Here is a 21,569-nt window from a genome sequence, read left to right as displayed (position 1 = left end):
ATGCGACCCAGTGCGCACCGGTGCACCCCGCTGCGCCGGCATCCTCCCCTCTCCCACGCACAATTTGCGTGCCGAAAACGACGAAATCTGCTGTTCTAAGCGCCAAACCCCCGCTGCGGCGTCCGTTTGGCGCTTGGAATTCCAGATTTCGTCGTTTTGAGCCCGCAAATCCGCGTTGCGGCGAGCGTCACCGCACAGGGCGCATAGGGGACGGGCGTGTCGCACGGAGATCCGCCGAAGCGCCGAACGGGAAATCCCCGTTCCCCTTGAATATCCGCCCGGGCTTCCTACGCTGACGCCATGAAACGCCATCATGCATTGAACCTGCTGTTCGCCGACGCCGAACGCGCGCAACGGTGCGCCATGCCCAACGACGAAGCGGCGGCCAAGGCGCTCGACCGTCGTCTGCACGTTGGCGAGATCGTGCGCCCGTACCGCGGTCTGTATGCGCGGGCCGCGTACTGGAACTCGCTGGATCCGCTCGACCGCACGCGTCACATCGTGCGCGCCCTCTCGATGCGGCACCCCGGTTGGATATTCTGCGGATCCACCGCGGCGATCATGCTCGGTCTGGACTGCTCGTACCGGCTGGCCATGCCCGTCCGCATCGTCGCCAAGCCCGGTGCGCATTACCGCAACACCGACCGGCTCGCCCGCTGCCCCATCGCCTATCCGGAAACCGTCACGACGCCGGACGGCGTAACGGTCACCAGTCCCCTGCGCACGCTGTTCGACTGCGCCGCGCACCATCCGCTGCGCTATGCCCTTGCCCCGCTCGATGCCGCGCTGCGCACCGGTCTGGTTCAACGCGAGCAGATGCTCGGGTTTCCGGGCTCGGTGAAATACACGCGACGGCGAGCTGCGGTCGAGCGCGCGTTCTCACTGGCGGACGGACGCAGCGAAAACGGCGGTGAGTCGGAGGCGCGGGCGGTGCTGATCGGTCTCGGATACCCGCCGCATGATTTGCAGAAGCCGTTCCCGTGTCTGGACGATCCGCGGCGCACGCACCGTCCGGATTTTCTGTGGACGCGCGACGACGGCGGGCAAGTGGCGGGTGAACTTGACGGCACGCGCAAGTACGCGGACCGGACGATGACCGACGGGCGCACGATCCGCGCCGTGGTGGACGAAGAGCGAGAACGCCAGCGGTGCCTGGAGCGGCAGGGCGTGGGCATGGTGCGCATGTACTACGGCGACTTGGACAGGCCCCAGTTGCTCAGGCAGCGGCTCGATGCGGCCGGAGTGCCTCACGTCTGATGGGCGGGCATGACCTGTGCCGAGGGACTCACGGGGCGGATTGCCGGACTTACCGGGATTTGCCGGGCGACTGGCGGGTGGCTGGGCGGGCGACTGGCGGGTGGCTGGCGGGTGGCTGGCGGGTGGCTGGCGGCAACTGGCGGCGACTGGCGAACAAGTTGCGGGCTCAAAACGATGAAATCTGGAATTCTAAGCGCCAAACGGACGCTACAGCGGGGGTTTGGCGCTTAGAACAGCGGATTTCGTCGTTTTCAGCCCGCAAGTTGGAAGGATGAGGTGTGCAGCAGAGCGCAAAGCGGGAAAGAGCCAGATAGGGGGCGCGACGCAGGCAGGGGGCGCAATACAGACATGCAAGGAACGGATATGCGGGAGGACGGGCGCGCGGAACGGCAGACATCTGAAATGGCAGACACATGGAATGCGGGAACCGGAAAACCGACATGCCGGTAGATGGAGGAAATCGCGTGCTGGATACCGAGGATGCTGGATGCGAAAAGACGGGGGAACCGGGATGGTAGGTACAGAGCGCACAGATGCGGGCGCGCGGAACGGCGAATACGCGGCTGCCAGACACCGACATAGCGGGCATGCGAAGAAAAACGAGCGCGAAACGGCAGACACATGGAACAGCAGACACATGGAATGCGCGACTATATGGGGGATGACGGACAGCCCCCGGATACGCAAAAGGCCGCACCCCGCGCGAATGCGGAATGCGGCCTTTGGGAAAGCTATGCAGCTCGATGCGCTCAGGCGGCGATGACGTCGACGACCTTGCGATCGCGGCGCACGCCGAACTTCACGGCGCCGTCGGTCAGGGCGAACAGGGTGTGATCCTTGCCCATGCCGACGTTGTGGCCCGGGTGGAAGTTGGTGCCACGCTGACGCACGATGATGTTGCCGGCCACGACGGCTTCGCCGCCGAACTTCTTCACGCCGAGGTATTGGGGATTCGAATCGCGACCGTTGCGAGAGCTGGACGCGCCCTTCTTGTGTGCCATGTCTGGTTCCTTTCGATTCCTAAACCGACTGCCGGAAAAATCAGGCGATAGCCGTGATCTTGACGCCGGTCAGCTTCTGACGGTGACCCTTGCGACGGGCAACGCCGGTCTTGTTCTTGAACTTCTGGATGTTGATCTTCGGGCCCTTGGCTTCGTCGTTGACGACTTCGCCCTTGACGGAGATCTTGGCCAGATCAGCGGCGGCCAGGGTGACCTTGGCGCCGTCGACCACGAGGGCGGCCGGGAACTCCACGGTCTCGCCGTTCTTCGCCTCGAGACGGTTGACGTAGATCACGTCGCCGACCTCGACCTTTTCCTGATGGCCACCGGCCTTCACAATCGCGTACATAACCAATCCTTTATTAACTTGGAAAGCTTCTTGCCTAACGCGCCGAGCCCGCGGTTAGACACCGACGCAAAAATTTACACCACGCCGGGCGTCAAGTCAAACCGGACGCCCGGGCGTGTCAAAGTGACTGGAACCGCGTCACTCCTCGTCCTCGGCCCGGTTCGCGGCCACCGCGGCGGCTGCGATCTGGGCGAGCTTGGCCTTGACGTCCGCGGACGATCCCTGCGGGGCGGCGGGCTCCTTGGGGGCCGTGGTGCCGCGGCCGTGCTTGTTCGTCTTGATGAACGGATCGCCGCCCTTCAAGGCGTACGGATCGTCGTACGAGGCGGACACGGTGGGCTCGTCGTGCAGGATGAAGCCGCGTCCCTTGCAGGTCGGGCACTCCTCGGAGAACGCTTCCACGAGGCCCTGGCCCACGCGCTTGCGGGTCATCTGCACCAGACCGAGCGAGGTGACCTCGGCCACCTGGTGCTTGGTGCGGTCGCGCGCCAGGCACTCCACCAGACGGCGCAGCACCAGGTCGCGGTTCGCGGGCATGACCATGTCCACGTAGTCGATCATGACCATGCCGCCGATGTCGCGCAGGCGCAGCTGGCGGGCGATCTCCTCGCTCGCCTCGAGGTTGCAGCGGGTCACGGTCTCCTCGAGCGACTTGCCCTTGCCGATGAAGCGGCCGGTGTTCACGTCGATCGTGGTCATGGCCTCGGTGCGGTCGATCACCAGCGAGCCGCCGGAGGGCAGGTAGACCTGACGCTCCATGCCCTTCCTGAGCTGGCCGTCGATCTGCCACTTGTCGAACACGTCCTTGCCCTCGTGCTCGGCCGGGTCCCACTTCTCGAGCTTGTCGCGAAGGTCCGGGGCCATGGTGTCGAGGTATTCCTCGATGCGCGCGTAGACGTGGTCGCCCTCCACGATGAGCTTGTTGAAGTCGTCGTTGAAGATGTCGCGCACCACGCGGATGGCCACGTCCGGCTCGCCCTGCAGCAGCTTCGGGCGCTTGCCGTGCCAGAACTCCTCGCGCTTGGCGTTGATGCGTTCCCACTGCTTGACGAGGTTCTCGAGGTCCTTGGTGATGGCCTCCTCGGAGGCGCCCTCGGCGGCGGTGCGGATGATCACGCCCATGTCCTTCGGCGCGATCTTGGAGACGATGGACTTGAGGCGGCTGCGCTCGCGCTCGGAGAGCTTGCGGGACACGCCGGTCATGCCGCCGGACGGCACGAGCACCAGGAAGCGGCCGGCGAGCGTGATCTGCGAGGTCAGGCGCGCGCCCTTGTGGCCGATCGGGTCCTTGGTGACCTGCACGAGCACCGGGTCGCCGGACTTGAACGCGAGCTCGATGCGGCGCGGCTGGCCGTCGAGGCGGGCGGCGTCCCAGTTGACCTCGCCGGCGTAGAGCACGCCGTTGCGGGTCTGGCCGATGTCCACGAACGCGGCCTCCATGCTGGGCAGCACGTTCTGCACGCGGCCGAGGTAGATGTTGCCGACGGTGGCGACCTCCTGGATGTCGGAGACGTAGTGCTCCACCAGCACGTTGTCCTCGATCACGGAGATCTGCGTGTGGTGCTCGCGCTCGCGCACCACCATGAGGCGGTTCACGTGCTCGCGGCGGGCGAGGAAGTCCTGCTCCATGAGCTGCGACTGGCGGGAGCGCTCGCGGCGGTTGTCGCGGCGGCGCTGCTTCTTGGCCTCGAGGCGCGTGGAGCCCTCGATGTCGGTGATCTCGTCGATGTACTGCTGCTTGCGGGAGCGGCGCACGAGCGGGGCGTCGTCCTCGTCCTCGGCGGCGCGGGAGCCGCGGCGACGGCGACGGCGACGGGTCACGCCGGAGTCCTCGTCCTCGTCGTCCTCGGAGGACGCACGGTCGCGATCGCGGTCGGAGCGGTCGGAGCCGGCATCGGCGGCGTCCGCGTCGTGGCCGGAGCGGCGACGGCGACGGCGGCGCGTGGTCGTCTCGCCGGACTCGTCGGACGATCCCTCGCCGGCCTTGCGGTCCTCGGCGGCCTCGGAGGACGCGCCGGATTCCTCGGCGGAGACGGATTCGTCCACGTCGATCGGCGCGTAGGTGATGTCGTCGTATTCGAGGTCCTGCTCGATCTGCTCCACCTCGGCGGCGGCGCGGCGCTCCTGCGCGTTCAGGCGGCGGGAGCGGCGCGAACGGCGGGTGTCGTTGTCCGGATCGTACTCCTCGTCGCGGGCGGCGCGGCGCTCGCGGACGCGCGGCTGCTCCTCGGCGGCCTCGTCGCGGGACTCATCGCGGGACTCATCGCGGACGGCGGAACGCGAACGGGTGCGGCGACGGGTGCGCGTGGCGCCTTCCTCATGGGAATCACGGGAATCACGGGAATCACGGGACTCGTCGTCGCGCTCGTCGCCGTCATCGCGCGCGGCGCGGGAACGGCGGACATCGCGCGGCTCAGGCAGCTCGATGCCCAGATCCTCGGCGGCGGGCAGACGGCGGCGGCGCGGACGGCGGACGGCTTCGCGGGACTCGTCGTCGTCCTCGTCGCGCGCGTCGTCCGCGGAGACGGAAGCGGAGGCGGCGGCATGACGGGTCGGCAGCACCGGCTCCTGGAAGAGCAGGGAGGTCATCGGGCGACCCGAGCGGCGGGCGCTGCCGGCCAGCGCGGCGAGACCGGCGGACACGGCCGCGGAAGCGCCGGCGGAAGTGGAAGAACCGGACGCGGAAGCGGCGGCGCCGCGGATGAAGGACAGCTCGCCGACCGCCTCGAGCGCGCGCTCATGACGGTTCTCGGCGTTGGTGTCCGGGGAATCCTGCGCGGCGGCGCGGCGGCGGGCGCGGGCGGAACGGCCCTCAATGGCGGGCTCCTCGAACTGCGGCTCCTGCACGTGCATGGGCAGGGCGCTGCCCGCGGCTCCGGCGGCGCGCACCACGCGACGGCCCGTGCGGCGTCGGCGGGGGGCCGGCGAATCGGACGCGGAGGACGCCGGGGATGCGGAGGACGAATTATTGGTTGCGGTTGCATCGGTTTCGGGCGCGCCGAAACCGTTCTGGTTGTCTGTGGGCACGATGCTCCTCGCGGCGCGCTGCATCGAGCCGCTTATGTTCAGGTCCCGTCCGGCTCTCACGCCACGCTCTCACCGTGGCCGCGCACCTTGGCGCGCCGATCGAGAATTCACTCAAAAAGCTTGCTTGCACGAGGGCGGACACCGGCGCTTGCGCATGCAGTCATGGAAACTGCCTCCGTGCGCAAGGGGATCGACGCCTTCGCGGATTGGCGGCATGCAGGTCCGCCGCTTTTTAGTATGACACACTTTCGGCCGCGACATGACCACGGCGCGACACCTTGCCGTAACCCGCCGTCCATCCGCGGCCGGAGCGGGCCCGACGCGCTGTCGGCCCGGCGCACGTCAGGCCGACAGCGCGTCGGTGAGGATGCCCGCGAGCAGCGCGAGGTCGGACTCGGGCACCTGCTCGTCGTGCTTGTGCGCGAGCAGCGGGTCGCCGGCGCCGAGGTTCACGGCCGGGATGCCGAGCGCGGAGAAGCGGGCCACGTCGGTCCAGCCGAGCTTGGCCATCGGGTCGCGGCCGGTGCGCTCCCTGACGAGCCGGGCGAGCTCGACGGCGAACGGCGCGTCCATGCCGGGGCGGGCGGACGGCGACTCGTCCTTCATCTCGATGCCGAAGCCCTCGAACACGCCGCCGGTGGCCTCGCGCTCGCCGTTGCCGAGTTCGGCGCCGGCGTCCGCGCCCATCATGAGCGCCTTGGCCTGGGCGACCGTCTTGTCCGGTGCGAAGCGGTAGTTCACGTGCACGCGGCATTCGTCGGGGATGACGTTGGTGCCCTTGCCGCCGGAGATGAGCGTGGCGTTGAGGCCCTCGCGGTACGTGAGCCCGTCCACGGGCACGTCGGCCGGCTCGTAGGCGTTGAGGCGGTTGAGGATCTCGGCGGCCTTGTGGATGGCGTTGACGCCCATCCACGCGCGGGCCGAATGCGCGGCGACGCCGTGCGCGACCACGTCGAAGCGGATCGTGCCGTTGCAGCCGCCCTCGATGCCGCAGTTGGTGGGCTCGCCGATGATCGCGAAGTCGCCTTGGATCCAGTCGGGGTGCGCCTCGACGACCTTGCGCAGGCCGTTCTTCTCCGCGGCCACCTCCTCATGGTCGTAGAACACGTACGTCAGGTCGGCCTTCGGCTCGGTGAGCGTGGCGGCGAGGTGCAGCAGGACCGCGTCGGACGCCTTCATGTCCGTGGCGCCGCGCCCCCACATCACGCGCTCGCCGGGGTGGGCCTCCGCGATTTCGGGGCGGATCAGCGGGTCGCCGGGCTCGAGCCAGCGCGGCGGGAAGTTGTCAATGACCGGCACGGTGTCGATGTGGCCGGCGAGGATCACGCGGCGGTCGCGGCCGAGCTCGGTGGAGGCGACCAGCGTGTCGCCGTGGCGGCGGACGGTCAGGTGCGGGCACTGATCCTCAAGGAAGGATTCGATCAGGTCGGCGAGCGGCGTCTCGTCGTCGCTTACGGAATACACGCCCATGATCTTCTCCAGCAGGGCGGTCGGCTCAACGTTCATCATGCGACCATCGTAACCGCGCGCGGGTTCGCATGTAACGCGGGCCGCTTACCTTGTGAGACGAACCGTTAGGCCGGTCACGCCGGCAGAAGTTGCAGATCCGCGCGCATGGAGTGCCGATCGGGCGTCCAATACGCACGGATCTGCAACTTTTGCACGGGCGAGTACGGATGAACGTGAGACGATGGCCCGCCCGGCGCGGAAGTGTGGCACACTGGGATGGCTTTTGGGATTTATTCGATCGAACGAGGGAAAGAGGCGGCCGTCATGTCTGGTCTGCTCAGTGCAATGGAGGGGTTCTGCGTCATCGGCATCGTGATCGCCACGGGCTACGTCGCCGCGCGCATGCGCATCGGCGGCCCCAGCGCGCAGATGGTGCTCAACCGGTTCAGCTTCTTCGTCTCCAGCCCGTGCCTCATGTTCGCGATCCTGTCCAAGCAGCCGCTGGGCGACATCTTCCACCCGAGCCTGCTGGTGGCGTTCCTGTCCGCCGCGGGCGTGGGCGTGGTGTTCCTGCTGCTCAATTCGGTGTTCTTCCACATGAAGGCCCCGGACGCGACGATCGGCGCCCTCAACTCGCTGTACCTCAACTCGAACAACATCGGTCTGCCCGTGGCCACGTACATCCTCGGCAACCCGGCGCTCGTGGCCCCGATTCTGGTGATGCAGCAGGCGCTGTTCACGCCGATCGGGCTCACGGTGCTGGACGTGACCACCAAGGGCAAGGTGTCCGTCAAGGAGATCGCCAAGCAGCCGCTGCACCAGCCGCTGCTCATCGGGTCGCTGGGCGGCATCGCCATCTCCGCGATCAGCGCGCGTGTGGGTTACTTCGTGGTGCCGGACTTCCTCTACGACCCGATCGACATGATCGGCGACTCCGCGGTGCCCATGATCCTCATGGCGTTCGGCATGTCCCTGCGCGGCACCAAGCCGCTGCAGGAGAAGGGCGACCGGCCGGCCATCTTCACCGTGGCGGTGCTCAAGAACATCGTCATGCCGATCATCGCGTTCCTCATCTCCTACTTCCTCATGGGCTTCCGCGGCGCCGAACTGTACGGCTGCGTGGTGCTGGCGGCCCTCCCGACCGGGCAGAACGTGTACAACTACGCGGCGCGCTACAACGTGGGCCTCACGTTCGCGCGCGACGGCATCCTCATGAGCACCATGACCAGTCCGGTGTTCATCGCGCTCATTGCATTCCTGTTGAGCTGAGGGGCGCGCGATGAACCGTCGCCGCCCATAACGGCGGCTCCCCTCACCTACGGGCAATCCACTGGATTGCCCGCTTCACGGCTCGGCATCGCGCTCATTGCGTTCCTGTTGAGTTGATGGAGGCGTGACCCGCGTGACCGCGCCCGTGACAAAGACCGGACGCGCTCTGTCGCAGGCCGCGCAAAACCTTGGAATCAAGCCGTTTTCCTGATTCAGGCATGCCGGACATACGGTCTTTGTCACGGTCGACAGCACGGTCGACGCCACAGGGCGGTCGGCGTCACGGCCAATGTCACGCGACCGCCAATGTCACGAGGTGACCAGTGTCACGTCACGCGACGGTCAGGGCCATGCAGGGGCAATGCCGCACGACACACGGCCCCACTGCACGCAGCCCATAGCGGAAAGGGACAAGCGGCAGGCCGAGGCCGTCAGTCGTCGGTCCGCCGGTCGACGAGGCTGAGCGAGGCGGCGGCCCGGTTCGCGGCGAAGGCGCCGACCGCCACCAGCGCATAGCACAGTCCGACGCCGCCGAGGAAACCCAGCAGCGTGGACGCGGCACCCATAGCCTGCCCGAACAGCGGCAGCATGAGCAGCATCGAGCACCCGCCGGCGAGGAGCGTCACCACGTTGAGCGGGGTCATCACCTCCGCGAACCGCGCACGGGCCAGCGTGGCGACATCCGTGCCCTCGAGGACGAGCATGCGGTATTCATCGGCCTGATCGTAGACGGAGCCGGCCTGCATCACGCCGGAGGAGACGGCCGCGAGCACCGCGGCGAACGCGAGCGTGAGCAGCCCGCCCGTACCGATGTCCCGCGCGAAGATCACGGCCGGATCCGTCGCCGCCGCGGCATCGGCGGGGGCTCCGCCGCCCGTGCCCGCATAGCCGGCGACCGACGTGAACCCGGCGATGAACATGGCGAGCGCGATGCCGGACACGTTGCGCCACGCGCGCTTCGGATCGTCGAGGATGCGGCGCATGCCGATCATCACGGCGGCGGTGCGCGGTCGGCGTGCGCGGGCCCGGGCGCGAGCGGCCACCGCCCACGAGCCCACGAGGTTCATCAGCAGGAACGGCAGAAGCATGAATCCCAGCGAGATGGCGATCATCGCCGCCTCGCCCAAGCTGGCACCGAGCTGCGGCAGGAGCTTGAACGTGGCCAACGCGGCAATCATCGCGCCGACGAATGCCGCGACGCGCCACGCGGCGGGCAGGGGCTGGGATGCGCGGGCGGCCACGCCGAGCGGGGTGATCGACACGCGCCGCAGGGTGAGCAGCGCGGAGGCCAGGGCGAGCGCGGCCACGCCCGCCACCGTGGCGACCAGCGCGAGCGGCCCCACCCAGAGCTGTTCGAAAGTGAAATGCAGGTTCTGGAAGTTGAGGAGCATGATCGCCGGCATGAGCGCCAAGTACAGAAGAACGCCGATGAGCGCGCCGAGTACGGCCTGACCGGCGGCGTCCAAGGCGGTGAGCCGCACCACCTGACCGCGGGTGGCTCCCACCAGCCGAAGCGCGGCCAATCGGGCGTCGCGGCGGGAGGCTGCCAGACGGGCCGCGGAACCGGCGAGCGCGGCGAACGGCACCACGAGCAGCAGGCAGGCCACGGCGGCGAGGAACACATAGCCGCCGGCCATGCCCGCCATGTTGTCCGCGAGCGACGTGCCGCCGTCCGCGAGCGCCGCATCCGGGAATGTCTGCGCCCAGTAGGCGACGGCGTCCGCGCCCGGGGCGCATCGGCGGGCATCGAGGAAGCATGCGACGGTATGGTCGGCGGACGCGCGCCAGACGAACCCGTGCACGCCGCCGAGCACGGTGAGGAAGATGCCGGTCGCGGCGGCGAATGCGACGGTCGCCAGCAGGGAGGTGTGGCCGGACAGGCCGCGTGTGCCGGGGCGGTGGAACAGGCGCCACAGGGCGAAGGTGCTCATCGTGAGCCTCCCGTCCACGCCGCGTTCGCCGGAGCCGCACTCGCCGGAACCGCGGCGTCGTCCGCGCTCAGTCGCCCGTCGCGCATCAGGACCGTGCGTCCGCAGAAGCGCGCCACGGACGGATCATGCGTGACGACGACCACCGCGGAGCCGTTGGCGCGGGCGGCGTCCATGAGGATGCCCATCACCTCGCGGCCGGTGGACTGGTCGAGCGCTCCGGTCGGCTCGTCGGCGAACACCACCGCGGGACGCACGCACAGGGCGCGGGCGATGGCTATGCGCTGCATCTGGCCGCCGCTCATCTCCCCCGGCCTATGGGAGGCCAGCGCGCGCAGGCCAAGCCGCTCCAGCCACAGGACGGCCTGGTCGGTGGCGGCGCGGTAATCCATGCCGCCGAGCATCATCGGCAGCGCCACGTTCTCCACGGCGGGCAGTTCGGGCAGGAGCTGGCCGGATTGGAAGACGAAGCCGAAGGCGGTGCGACGCAGCTTGGTGCGGTCGGCGTCCGGCATGGAGGTGAGGTCCGTGCCGCGGAACCGCACGGCGCCGGAGGTGGGACGGATGATGCCGGCGAGCGCGTGCAGGAGCGTGGACTTGCCGGAGCCGGAGGGCCCCATGACGGCCACGGTTTCGCCGGGCTGCAGGGCGAAGTCGACGTGGTCGAGGGCCAGGGCGTGAGGGGCCGTGCCGGCGGCGACGGGGACTGCAGGCGCTGCGGCGGAGTGGAGCGCGGCCGTGTAGTCCATGACGACGCCGCGGGCTTCGAGGATCGGGCCGGATGCGGGATATGGTGTGGCTGTGGTATTCATGCCTTCGACGGTACGCGGCGACCGGCGGGCGGCCCATCGGGCGGACGGATGATTTGCGCGCTCCGCGATGAACGGCGTCATCCCCGCGGATGAGGTGCCTTCGGAAAACGGCTACTTGCCCTTCCGAGGGCGGATTCGCGGGTTCGCGGACATCTACTTGCCCTTCCGAGGGCACTTCGCTTGGGGAGCATACCGGTTATGGCCTTGGAAAGTCGCGGAATTCCAGCGGCCGCGGATCGGCGATAAGCCTGATGCGGTAGATGGGGTGCCCTCGGAAGGCGGAGTGGATGGTCACAGAGACCCTGATCTGCCCTCGGAAAGCCAGGTAGCCCAACCACCGAAGGCGGCCGGAGGCCCGTTGCCGCGACGGATGCGGATTGAGACGCGATTCGGGCCTTTTGCGTCCCAATCCACTACCCAAAACGGAAACGGATGCGATCTGAGACACAAATAGCGGCCGTTGTGTCTCCGGTCGCCGCCAAAACTGAATTCGGATGCGATTCGAGACACAGAATGGCTGTTGTGCGTCTCAAATCGCATCCATTCCGATTGCTGGATGCGGATCAGGGCATAGGCAGGGGCATCGCGTCTCAGATCGCCGCCAAAACCGGAGACGGCTGCAGGTTAAGACAGCATAGGGCCATGATGCGTCTCAAATCGCATCCGGTTTGCTAAATGGATGCGGATGGGGACACAGACGCGAAACGCCGGAGCACAGAGCCGCAGAGCACACACAGCGCGCGGGCCGCGACCTAGCGCGTGACGAACTGGGCGATGCCCTTGAGGGCGCTTTGCGTGCCGGCCAGGCCGATGAGCGAGAGGCCGAACAGCGGCAGCACGAAGAACGAGTAGGGCAGGAGCAGCACGCCGACGGCCACGATGAGCAGGTCGAACAGGAAGGTGAGCAGCGTGGACGGGAAGCGCAGCGGCACGAGCAGCAGGGAGTTGCGCCAGATCTCCTGACGGCTCAGGTCGGTCACGACGAGCATGGGGAACAGGTAGATCATCATGGCGAGCGCCACGAGGGCGGCAGCGCCGCACAGTCCGGCGAACGCCACGCCGCCGAGGCCGGGGACCACGGTGGACGACGAGTAGAACCACGCGCCGAACGCGCCGAGCAGCGAGACGGCGAGGATGGGCAGGCCGATCACGCTGGCGCGCTTCCAGTATGCGCCCCACGCCTTGAAGTAGTCGTGCCACACGAAGACCACGCGCCCGCCGATCATGTCGCGGAACAGGCTGGTCGCCGCGGCGGCGGCCATGGGGATGGTGACGATGGGCAGGCAGGTGACGAACACCAGCACGTTGAGCTTGATGAGCTCCCACGTGTGGTGGGTGACCACGTCCCACACGATCGCCGCGCTGCCGTGCTTGGCGTCGCGCCCCTCGTCGTCGCTGCGGCCGTCCTTCCGGGGCTCCGGCGGGTTGTAGATGTTGTCGATGAACTTCATGCCGTGCTCCTTTGACGTGGAATGATGGGCCCTGCGCCGCCCACGAATCGTATCACACCCTCCTCACGCCATCCTGCAAAGCACGGTTTCGTGGACCGGCTGGAGCGTCACGGTGTCGAGCCCGGTGATGAATTCGTCGGCGGTTTCCAGACGCGCGGCCATGGGCGAGTCGACGTTCACGTTGACGCCCTTCTTCAGGGGCGTGATGACGAGCACGAGCCGGCCGCCGGCCGCGCGGATGGCGTCCGCGGAGTCCCTTAGCCCGATCTCCCACACGTCGCCGTTGCAGAAGTTGTCGGAGAGCAGCCGGCCGCCGGCGAAGAGCCAGCCGATGTCGCCCACGTAGCGCACGCGCAGCAGCACGTCCGCGAGGCCGCCGGCCCGCGACGCGATGGCGTCCGGCAGCCCGTCCGGCAGGTCGATGGCGAAGCGGTTGCCGCGGATGCGCGTGACGGTCGGGGCGGGGAAGAACGACGCGGCAAGCACGCGGGAAGCGCCGCCGCACGTGGCGTCGCGGGCATCGTCCGGCGCATCGGATGCGCGGCCGTCCACCGATACAAGGTATCCGGCCGGGTACGTGCTCGGCGCGGCGGCGGCCCGTCCGTCGAAGGAGCGGACCACGACCTCGTCGCCGCGACGGTACAGGGCGTTCATCTCGCCCAGCGCGGCGGGGTCGTCCATGCCCGGCTCGGGCGCGAAGGCCAGCGCCTCGCCGTCGAGCACCGTCATGCGGTTCGCCAGGGCGCGGCTGACGACCACGATCTCCGGACCGATTGGGCCGTCGGCGCCGAAACCGACCTCAAACCGCTGGAAGTCCGCCTCGCCGTCGATCGCGATCTCGCGGGCCCGTCCGGAGCCGCCGCCCGCGAACCGCATCCACGCGCGGTCCATGCCGTCGGGGCGCATGAACACGAACGTGCGGCGCCCCGCGGCGCCGGCGGTATCCGAAGCGCCCGCGGCACCGGAGCCGCCCCGCGGCCGGATCACGGTGACCGGTTGCACGGTCGCGGCCTCAAGCGTCACGCCGTCCAAGTCCATGTTGAACGGCAGCACGCAGTTCTCCCCCGGCGCGAGTCCGATGCCGTCGAAGCGCACGTCGGCCGTCCCGCCCGCGGAACCAGCACCGCCCGCGGAACCAGCACCACCCGCAGAGCCCGGCAGCTCGATGCGGATGGATTCGCCGTGTTTGGCGTCCGATTCGTCGTGGTCCTGGAAATTGGTGAGGAACATGAAGCCCGACCGCCCGTCGGTGCGCACCGAGTAGCGCAGGGCGTCGCGGTTCTCCGGCGTGATCGCGGCCTGATCCGCGGGCAGCGCCACGTCCATGGGCGCGAGCCGGTCCCCGAACGCGGCGACGAACTCGTGCAGCACGCCGAGCCGCCCGTAGGACTCGCGCACCTGTCCGAACTCGCCGAGCCCGCACTGGTAGTCGTACGACTTCTTGGGCACCTGCCCCTCGTTGAGGTAGACGCCGCGGCCGGTGGGGTTGGTGCCGCCGTGATACATGTAGTAGCCGAGGAAGTTGCATCCGGAGCCGAGCTTGACGTTGGCCATGGCGTCCACGGACTTCGTGGGCAGGATGAACCGGTAGTTGTACGAGTTCATCATGCCGCCGCCCATCTCGCAGCATGCGTAGGGCTTGGCGGACGGCGGGTAGGCGGGGTCGAACTCGGCGTTGCGCGGGCAGTCGTCGGAGCGGAAGTCGCGGTAGAGGTATTCGTCGGTCTTGGGATGCTCGCCGCCGTGCGCGTAGAACAGCCACGGCCGGTACGCGTACCCGCCCCACAGCGGCAGCACGTCGTCCGGCACGGCGGCCCCGCCCCACGCGGTGGCGGTGAAGAACGGCACGCGGATGCCGGCCTCGCGCGCGATGTCCCGAATCGCCTCCATGTAGGCCACGCCGTCCGAGCCGCTGCTCACCCACTCGTCGGAGATGCCGGTGGTCATCTCCCACGGGGCGCACGAATGCATGTACTCGTTGTCGAGCTGGGCGGCGATGATCGGCCCGCCCTGCGCGTAGAACAGCCCGTCCACCTGTTCGGCGACGCGCCCGTACAGCTCGCGCGTCTCGGCGAGCCAGCCCGGGTCGAGCGAACGGACCTCGTAGTCCTTGCCGTACACCCAGTCGGGCAGCCCGCCGTTGCGCACCTCACCGTGGTCGAACGGCCCGAGGCGCAGGATCACGTACAAACCGTGCCGCGCGCACAGCTCCACGAACCGCTTCAGGTCGCGCGAGCCGGTGAAGTCCCATTCGCCCTCGACCTCCTCGTGGTGGTTCCAGAACACGTACGTGGAGATAACGGTCACGCCGCCGGCCTCGCACTGGGCCAGCTCGTCGTCCCAGCGCGAGGCGTCCATGCGCGAGAAATGGAATTCGCCGCTCACGCCGAGGAACGGCCTGCCGCCGATGGTCATGTACGCGTTGGTGAAGTCGATCGCCTCGCCGTCCGGATTCGTGTTGCAGGTCCGATCGACGACGTCGAAGGGGTGGATCGGGCGACGGGCGAAGCCGCGCAGGTCAACGATGTGTTCCATGATTGCTCCGTATGTGATTGCTCCGTTGCTGGGTGATGGGCGCCGTTCGTCACGGTAGCCGTCCGCCGGCCGTTACGGTCGTCGACCGTCACAGTACATGACGATGGGCGAGCTCGTCGGCGAAGAGGTTCGCCTGAATGTGGCTCGGGTCGAGCGCAAGCGCCTCGGCGAGGAGACGCGAGGCCGCCGCGCGGTCGCCGGTGCCGATGTTGGCGAGCCCCATGAGGTACAGGCAGTGGACGCGGTTCATCTTCGTGTAGTCGTTGTCGAAGATGAGGAAGTCGGGCAGCGAGACGGCGAAGTAGTCGATCCTCACCCGGTCGTCGAGGTGCTGCTCGCCGTAGTCCAGCAGGCGGTAGAAGCGGGCGTTGGCCGCTCCCCGCTCCCCCAGCGCCGCGTGCGCGAGCCCCTGGAAGAGGATCATCTCGGCGGGCTGGTCGTTGTAGTACATCGCGCCCTTCACCTCGTCGGGGCCGATCGTGGCCCGGCGTAACTCGGCCTCGGCGGCCTTCCCGTCGCCCAGATGGCGGGCGACCACGCCGAGCCAGTAGTGCAGGTCGTTGTCCTTTTGGCCCTCGAGCTTGCCCTCGCCGAGGTTGTGCGGGTACGCGAGCGCGCGGGTGAGCAGGTCGCGGGCATGCTCCCATTCGCCGGCGGCCATGGCGTCCTTGGCGAGCAGGGTCAGCGCGATGCGGTACTGGCCGGTGACCTTGCCCTCGCCGCCCTCCCACGGGTGGAAGCGGCGGCGACGCATGAGCTCGTAGGCGCGCGCGTGGTTGCCGGTCTGGTTGAGCACGGTGAGGTACTCGATGAACAGGTCGTCGCGCGCGGACACCACGTCGAGGTGCCGCTCGAACTCGGCGAGGCGGCGGGCGTAGGTCCAGCCGATCCTGCGGTGCAGCTGGTCGAGCTCCAGAAACACGCGGGCGTCGGACTCGTCGAGCCGGTACGCCTCCTCGATCTCGGCTTGGGCACGCTCGGCGTCGCCGCGCTTGTTGTAGTAGGCGAGCGCGAGGTTGCGATGCACGGTCGGGAAGGACGGGTCGAGGTCGCGCGACCGCTCCCACAGGGCGATTGCGCGGTCGGCAAGCGTCTTGTCGTAGTACAGGCAGCCGAGGTAGTACGCGGCCTTCGGGCCGTTCACGGTCGCGATGGCGCGTTCCAGAGGGGCGATGTCCTCGAGCTTGTTCGGGAAGCAGTAGTCGGAGGGCGCGGCCTCGGCGGCCTCGAAGGCGGCCCGGGCCTCGGCGTCGCGGCCGAGTTGGGCAAGGTAATGGCCTTCGTAGTACCGGACCATCGGCTTGGTTTGGTCGGCCTTGGCGAGCAGCGCCAGCGCCTCCCCGTAGGCGCCGAACAAAGCGTAGTCGCGCGCGGCCATGAGGTAGTTCTCGTGGAATCCGCGCATGAGCCCCTCAAGTTCGGCCGGGTCGGCGCCGGCGATCACGCGCTCGTTGCCGGACACGAAGTCGAACGCGTCGATTTTCAGGTTCTCCTCGATCGCCGCGGCGGCGTCCCGCGCACGTCCCAGCTTGCGCAGCAGGTACGCCCTCAGCGCGCGGGCCTTGACGTTCATGGTGTTGCGGGTCAGGGAGGCGTCCGCGTATTCGAGGGCGTCGGCATAGTCGCCGCGGCGGGCGGCGACGGCGGCCATGGCGAAGAACGCGCGCTCCTTCTGGGCGTCGTCCCACGTGGCCTTGAAGAAGGCGTCGAAGGCCTCGCCGTCCCGTCCGCCCTGGTAGAGCAGCGCCAGACCGAGGTTGTAGTGTGGCTCGGAGTCGTACGGCTGGGTGTTGTGCTTGGTCAGGCGCCTGATGGCCGCGCGGAAGTACCGCTCGGCGCCCGTGAAGTCGCCGCGGCGCAGGAGCAGCCTGCCGTACGCGTTGTTGATGCGCGCGTCGCCCGGGTCGCGCTTGAGGCCCTCGAGGTAGTACGGGTCCGGCATGTAGGTGGCGTGGCGGTACTGCTCGAGGTGCAGGCCGGCGAGCAGCAGCTCCTCGTTGGTGGCGATTCGCTCGGGCTCGTCGGCGGCCTTGGCCGGCTCCGGCAGCTTCTCGATCCTCCGCGGCTTCGGCGTGTACTCGACGAGCACCCTGCCGTCCTCGTCGGCCACGGTGACGGTGATGTCGGTGGCCGGCGCGCCCCCGGTCTCGAATTCGGCGCGGACGACGTCGTTCGGGCCGATCACGCCGGTGTGGGAGTACAGCGTCTCGCCGGTCGCGCGGTTGGCCACGGTCACGCGGGCGCCCTCGAACACGCCCGTGGCGTACGCGGTCACGCGGCCTTGCCCGGCCTTGAGCCCCTGCGCCTCGACGCCCTCGGTCTCTCCGGCCGCTCCGAACGTGTCCTCGGGGCCGATCTCCAGATTCACGGCCGCGTCCACGGTGGCGTTCTTGACGAGCCCCACGCCCTTGTACGGCATGAAGTACTGCGTGAAGGTCTTGCCCTCGTACGGCTTGAGCCACGTGAAGTCGGGCTGGTTGTCGGTGAACACGCCGGTCATGAGCTCCACGTACGGGCCGTTGGCGTCGGTGAGGTTGCGGTCCCACGCGCGGCCGAAGTCGCCGTTGCCCCACGTCCACTGCTTCTTGCCGGGGCTGACGTGGTGGTCGGCCACGTGCAGGATGCCCGCGCCCACACCGAAGTCGTAGCCGCCAACGAAGTCGTATTCGGAGTGCGCGGCCATGTAGCTGGTCGGTACCGGCACGTTCTTGTAGCGGCCGATGTCCACGCCCTCGGAGTAGTCGTGCTTGTAGTAGGTGCCGGTGGCGATCGGGTAGCGGGAGACGTCGCGCTTGCCGTGGTCCATGACGGCCGTCACGTCCGGCGGCATGACGGTTTTGGTGTGCTCGTTGACCGGGACGGCCGGGTTGGCCCACCACAGGAAGGTCTGCGGCAGCGCGGTGCCGTTGTACAGCTGCGCGGAGATCTCGATGACCGCCTTGCCGGGGTGCAGGGCGATCGTGGTGACCGCCTGCGTGCCGTACATCTGGTCGGTGTCGTGGCACTGCACCGCCTTGCCGCCGTCGGGCAGATCCTCGATTCGGTAGTCGACCGGCAGATAGGTGGTCGGACGGTGGTGCTGCGGCCAGTTGAACTCGATGCCGCCGGAGATCCACGGGCCGGTGAGCCCCACGAGCGCCGGCTTGATCACGTCGTTGCGGTACACGAAGTCGTAGCCGTTGGTCTTGTCCCTCGCGTACTGGATGCGGCCGCCGAGCTCGGGCAGCACGGTCACCTCGAGGTAGTCGTTCTCGAGGATCACGGCCCGATACGCCTTGTCGCGCTTCTCGTCGCCGATCGTTTCGACCACCGGGTACGGGTAGACGCGGCCGGAGCTGCCCTGGTACACGCGCTTTTCGATGAACTCGGGGTTTTTGTCCGCCGCGCCGATCTCGTAGGTGGGGATGGTGATCGTGGTGTCCGTGATGGTGACGCCGCCCATGGTCTGCTCCTTCATTGGAACGTGCTGTATTCGCCGATTGACTTCAGGCTACCGTCGCAATCAAGCGGAGACTGCGGTTCTTTTGCTCATCGATGGTGAAAAATTGCGGTCGATGTCACCGACCGGCACCGCCGTCAGGCGACGAGCGCGGCGACCGCGTCCGGGGAGACCTCGGCGCGCGGCGCGAACGACCGGTCCGCGAGGTGCGCGCGGATGGCCGCCTGCAGCGCGCGTGCCTCCGGGTACTCCGCGAGGTCCTGCAGGCCGAACGCGGAGAACAGCAGGCGCCCGCCGCCGCAGCGGCACTCCATGAGCTGGGTCATGGGCCTGAGGAACGCGTAGCTGTCCAGCTCGGTGACGATCGAGCCGAACGCCTCCGGGTCGCCGGGCAGCACGACCGCGCGGCGGCGGGCCATCGGCCACCACTGCCAGTTCGTGTGCGTTTCGGTGGGGAAGCGGCGGAACAGCGGGTGCGCGGCGTCGATGAGCTGGCCCATCGCGCCGGACTGCGCGGGGAACGTGCCCACGGACCAGAAATCCGTGGAGAACTGGCACTGGATGGAATGCGGCAGCGCCTCGGCGGTGGACGGTGGCGACAGGTACACCGTGCCTCCGGCGGCCAGCACCGCGCGGGCCTCGGCGTCGAAGCGGCGGGTTTCGTGGACGTACGGCGATCCGGCGCCGGCGGCTCCCGTTCCGGCATCGGCCGTTTCGCGCGGATACACCCAGATCGGGTACGTGTTGGCCGCATCCCCCACGCTCACCGTCAGGTCGAGCCGCAGGGGCATGTCCGCAGCCACGCCGGCGAGCGGCAGGCGCAGCTCCCCCACGTCCGTGAGCGCGCCGGCGGGACAATGCACCGGCGGCAACGCGTCGGCGATCCGCACGCCGCCGCCCCGAAGCTCGATGCGAACCGGCCCGCCGACCGGCGTCCTGCCGTAGTTGGCCACTTTGACGGTTGCCGCGAGCACGTCGCCCGACTCGTACGTGTAGCGCGGCAGCAGCGCGAGCGGGAGCCTGTCGCGGAAGAACGCACGGAACCGCTCGGGCCGCGCGAAGTCGTACGGCTTCGGTTCCAAGTGCGCGTTGAGCATGCCCACCAGCGCGGTGCCCTGGCCGGGGAAGTCCTGCAATCCCAGCAGCGACAGCCCACTCATGGACGGCGTGCGCATCACCGCCTCCACCTCCTCGCGGTAGCACAGCAGCGCCAGCTCGCCGGTGGCCTCCACGCGCCGGCGCCACCGCTCGCCGTCGAGCCCCGCGGCCCGCACCCGGTCGCGGATGATCCGGTAGTTCGCCGGGTCGGTCACGCCGTGGAACGCGTCTATCTCGCCGAAGTCGGGCAGCACCTCGTACTGGCCCACCTCGAAGCCGAACACCGGCTGGACGCTGGACGCGCGCAGGACCGCCATCGTGCCGGCATAGTCGTTGGCGGCGTTGGCGTAGCGCCCGTTGAGCGGGCCGGCCATCGGCGAGCCCGTGGCGCGCAGCCAGCCGTCATGGTATTTGGCCGCCGTGTAGAAGTCGCTCGCCGCATCGCAGCCGATGTGGCCGTAGTGCACGTTCGAGCCGTTGGCGTACAGGCGGGTAGTGTCGAGCGCCCTGGCGCGGGCGAGCAGCGCGTCCATGCGGGCGTGGCCGGTTTCGTTGCAGGCCAGCTCGTTGCCGAGCGTGAGCATGACGAACGAGGGGTGGTTGGCGAGCGCGAGGATCACGGCCTCCAGTTCGGCGGCGTAGTAGGCGTATGATTCGGCGCCTTCGAAGGCCTCCTTGTAGTCCCAATGCGACAGCTCGGGCTGCATCATCATGCCCATCCCGTCGGCCGCCTCGAACGCGGCGTCGGGCGGACACCATGAGTGGAAGCGCATCACGTTGACGCCGTACGACCGGTACGTTTCCAGAATGCGCCGCCATGAGGGCACGTCCATGGGCGCATGGCCGGTTTCGGGGAAGACCGCGCAGTTCGCCTCGCCGCGCAGCAGGAACGCCCGGCCGTTGATCGCGAGCCGGCCGTGCGCGTCGGCGCCGAAGTCGCGGATGCCGAAGCGGATGGTCTTCGAGGACTGCGGTCGCGGCGGGGATTGTGGTTCCGGCGTGGACTGCGGTTCCGGCGCGGCCGTGTTGGGCGTCGTCGTCTTTCGCACGGCCGTCTCCAGCGTCACGGTGAGCTCGTGGAGGTTGCCTTCGCCCTCGTCCCACCGCGCCGCGTCGTCGCGCAGCGGCAGCCGGTCGAAGACCACCGTGCGCCTGCCCTCCTCCAGCTCCACCTCGCGTTCCGCCTGTCGCTTCAACGCCGGGGACGTAAGGCGGATGCGCGCGGCGGCGCAGGCCTCGGCGGCGTCCACGTCGACCTCCACGCGCAGCCGGTCGCCCTTTGGATATGCGCGGACCGCGGCGACGAACGCGGCGGGCTCGGTGCGCAGCCGCACGTAGCCGAGCAGACCGTTCCAGTTGGTCTGCGTTTCGTCGGTGGCCGCCGAGGAGCGGATGATTCCCGCGTACGGCAGACCGGGGTACGAGTTGTCGCCGATGAGTTCGATGCGGTCGGCGCGGCCCGGGGTCCGTCCCAGCAGCCCGGTCACCTCGAAGACGTGCGGCGTGCTCAGCGTGCCGCCGGCCCCGGGGTCCCGGCCTCCGACGGCGGTGTGCGCGACCGCCTCGCCGTTGACCCGCAGGCTCAGGCACCGGGCGCGCTCGATCTCAAGGAAGACGCGATCGCCGGGCTCGATGCGGCCGTCCGCATCCACCGATCGGGAGAACACGGCCGGACCTTCGTAGGTGAACCTGCGGGTGAAGCGCGTGGCCCATGCGGCTGCGGCATTGCCGTCGGTGTCCGTGCCGCCGGCTCCCTGCACGAGCGCGCTGCCGTCGTCGTCCGCGGTCTTCACCTTCGCCTCACGCACCACGTCCGGGTATCCGATGCCGGATTCGTCCAGCGTCCCCGGCACCGCGAACGGACGCGGCACGCCGTCGTCGATCGCCGCCTCCCACTGGCCCTGCAGGTCGATGAGCATCGCAAACCCTCCTTGGTTCCGTCCGCGGCGGCGCT

General features: G+C 68.7%; 12 protein-coding genes. 2 read left to right on the top strand and 10 right to left on the bottom strand.

The window, feature by feature from the left end; genetic code table 11:
* Window positions 1-318 precede the first annotated feature (318 nt).
* The gene (locus DSM100685_RS07575) at window positions 319-1,257 is read left to right on the top strand and encodes a CTP synthase (protein WP_239512714.1); all 939 of its coding nucleotides are present in this window, start codon (window positions 319-321) and stop codon (window positions 1,255-1,257) included.
* Window positions 1,258-2,006: 749 nt separating this feature from the next.
* Here DSM100685_RS07575 and rpmA read toward each other — a convergent pair.
* From rpmA to dapE, 4 genes are all read right to left on the bottom strand, one after another.
* The gene (gene rpmA, locus DSM100685_RS07570; RefSeq protein WP_152350749.1) at window positions 2,007-2,258 is read right to left on the bottom strand and encodes a 50S ribosomal protein L27; all 252 of its coding nucleotides are present in this window, start codon (window positions 2,256-2,258) and stop codon (window positions 2,007-2,009) included.
* 40 nt (window positions 2,259-2,298) lie between these two features.
* Window positions 2,299-2,607: a 50S ribosomal protein L21 gene (gene rplU / locus DSM100685_RS07565; protein WP_152350748.1), complete on the bottom strand. Its 309-nt coding sequence runs from the start codon at window positions 2,605-2,607 to the stop codon at window positions 2,299-2,301.
* A 138-nt stretch (window positions 2,608-2,745) separates the two neighbouring features.
* The gene (locus DSM100685_RS07560) at window positions 2,746-5,634 is read right to left on the bottom strand and encodes an Rne/Rng family ribonuclease (RefSeq protein ID WP_152350747.1); all 2,889 of its coding nucleotides are present in this window, start codon (window positions 5,632-5,634) and stop codon (window positions 2,746-2,748) included.
* Window positions 5,635-5,976: 342 nt separating this feature from the next.
* Window positions 5,977-7,143 (bottom strand): succinyl-diaminopimelate desuccinylase, encoded by a 1,167-nt coding sequence (gene dapE, locus DSM100685_RS07555; RefSeq protein WP_152350746.1) that lies wholly within the window; start codon window positions 7,141-7,143, stop codon window positions 5,977-5,979.
* Between the two features lie 264 nt (window positions 7,144-7,407).
* Here dapE and DSM100685_RS07550 point away from each other — a divergent pair, with 264 nt between their 5' ends.
* Window positions 7,408-8,352: an AEC family transporter gene (locus tag DSM100685_RS07550; RefSeq protein WP_152350745.1), complete on the top strand. Its 945-nt coding sequence runs from the start codon at window positions 7,408-7,410 to the stop codon at window positions 8,350-8,352.
* 431 nt (window positions 8,353-8,783) lie between these two features.
* Here the strand turns inward: DSM100685_RS07550 and DSM100685_RS07545 are convergent, their stop codons facing one another.
* From DSM100685_RS07545 to DSM100685_RS07520, 6 genes are all read right to left on the bottom strand, one after another.
* The gene (locus DSM100685_RS07545) at window positions 8,784-10,283 is read right to left on the bottom strand and encodes an FtsX-like permease family protein (RefSeq protein ID WP_152350744.1); all 1,500 of its coding nucleotides are present in this window, start codon (window positions 10,281-10,283) and stop codon (window positions 8,784-8,786) included.
* Entirely contained in the window at window positions 10,280-11,092 is an 813-nt protein-coding gene (locus DSM100685_RS07540) for an ABC transporter ATP-binding protein (RefSeq protein ID WP_152350743.1), read from the bottom strand. The genes DSM100685_RS07545 and DSM100685_RS07540 overlap by 4 nt, the downstream gene beginning before the upstream one ends.
* 752 nt (window positions 11,093-11,844) lie before the next feature.
* A complete protein-coding gene (locus DSM100685_RS07535; protein WP_152350742.1) occupies window positions 11,845-12,543 on the bottom strand; it encodes a DUF624 domain-containing protein in 699 nt (232 codons plus the stop codon).
* Between the two features lie 63 nt (window positions 12,544-12,606).
* Window positions 12,607-15,078, bottom strand: a complete 2,472-nt coding sequence (locus DSM100685_RS07530; protein WP_152350741.1) for a beta-galactosidase — start codon at window positions 15,076-15,078, stop codon at window positions 12,607-12,609.
* An 88-nt stretch (window positions 15,079-15,166) separates the two neighbouring features.
* Window positions 15,167-18,535 (bottom strand): DUF5107 domain-containing protein, encoded by a 3,369-nt coding sequence (locus DSM100685_RS07525; protein ID WP_204314342.1) that lies wholly within the window; start codon window positions 18,533-18,535, stop codon window positions 15,167-15,169.
* 119 nt (window positions 18,536-18,654) lie between these two features.
* A complete protein-coding gene (locus DSM100685_RS07520; RefSeq protein WP_152350739.1) occupies window positions 18,655-21,534 on the bottom strand; it encodes a glycoside hydrolase family 2 TIM barrel-domain containing protein in 2,880 nt (959 codons plus the stop codon).
* Window positions 21,535-21,569 lie beyond the last annotated feature (35 nt).

Source organism: Bifidobacterium avesanii, from assembly GCF_009299475.1.
GTDB classification, from domain to species: domain Bacteria; phylum Actinomycetota; class Actinomycetes; order Actinomycetales; family Bifidobacteriaceae; genus Bifidobacterium; species Bifidobacterium avesanii.
Note: the sequence above shows the minus strand (reverse complement) of the source record. Positions and strands in the feature narration are given on the sequence as shown.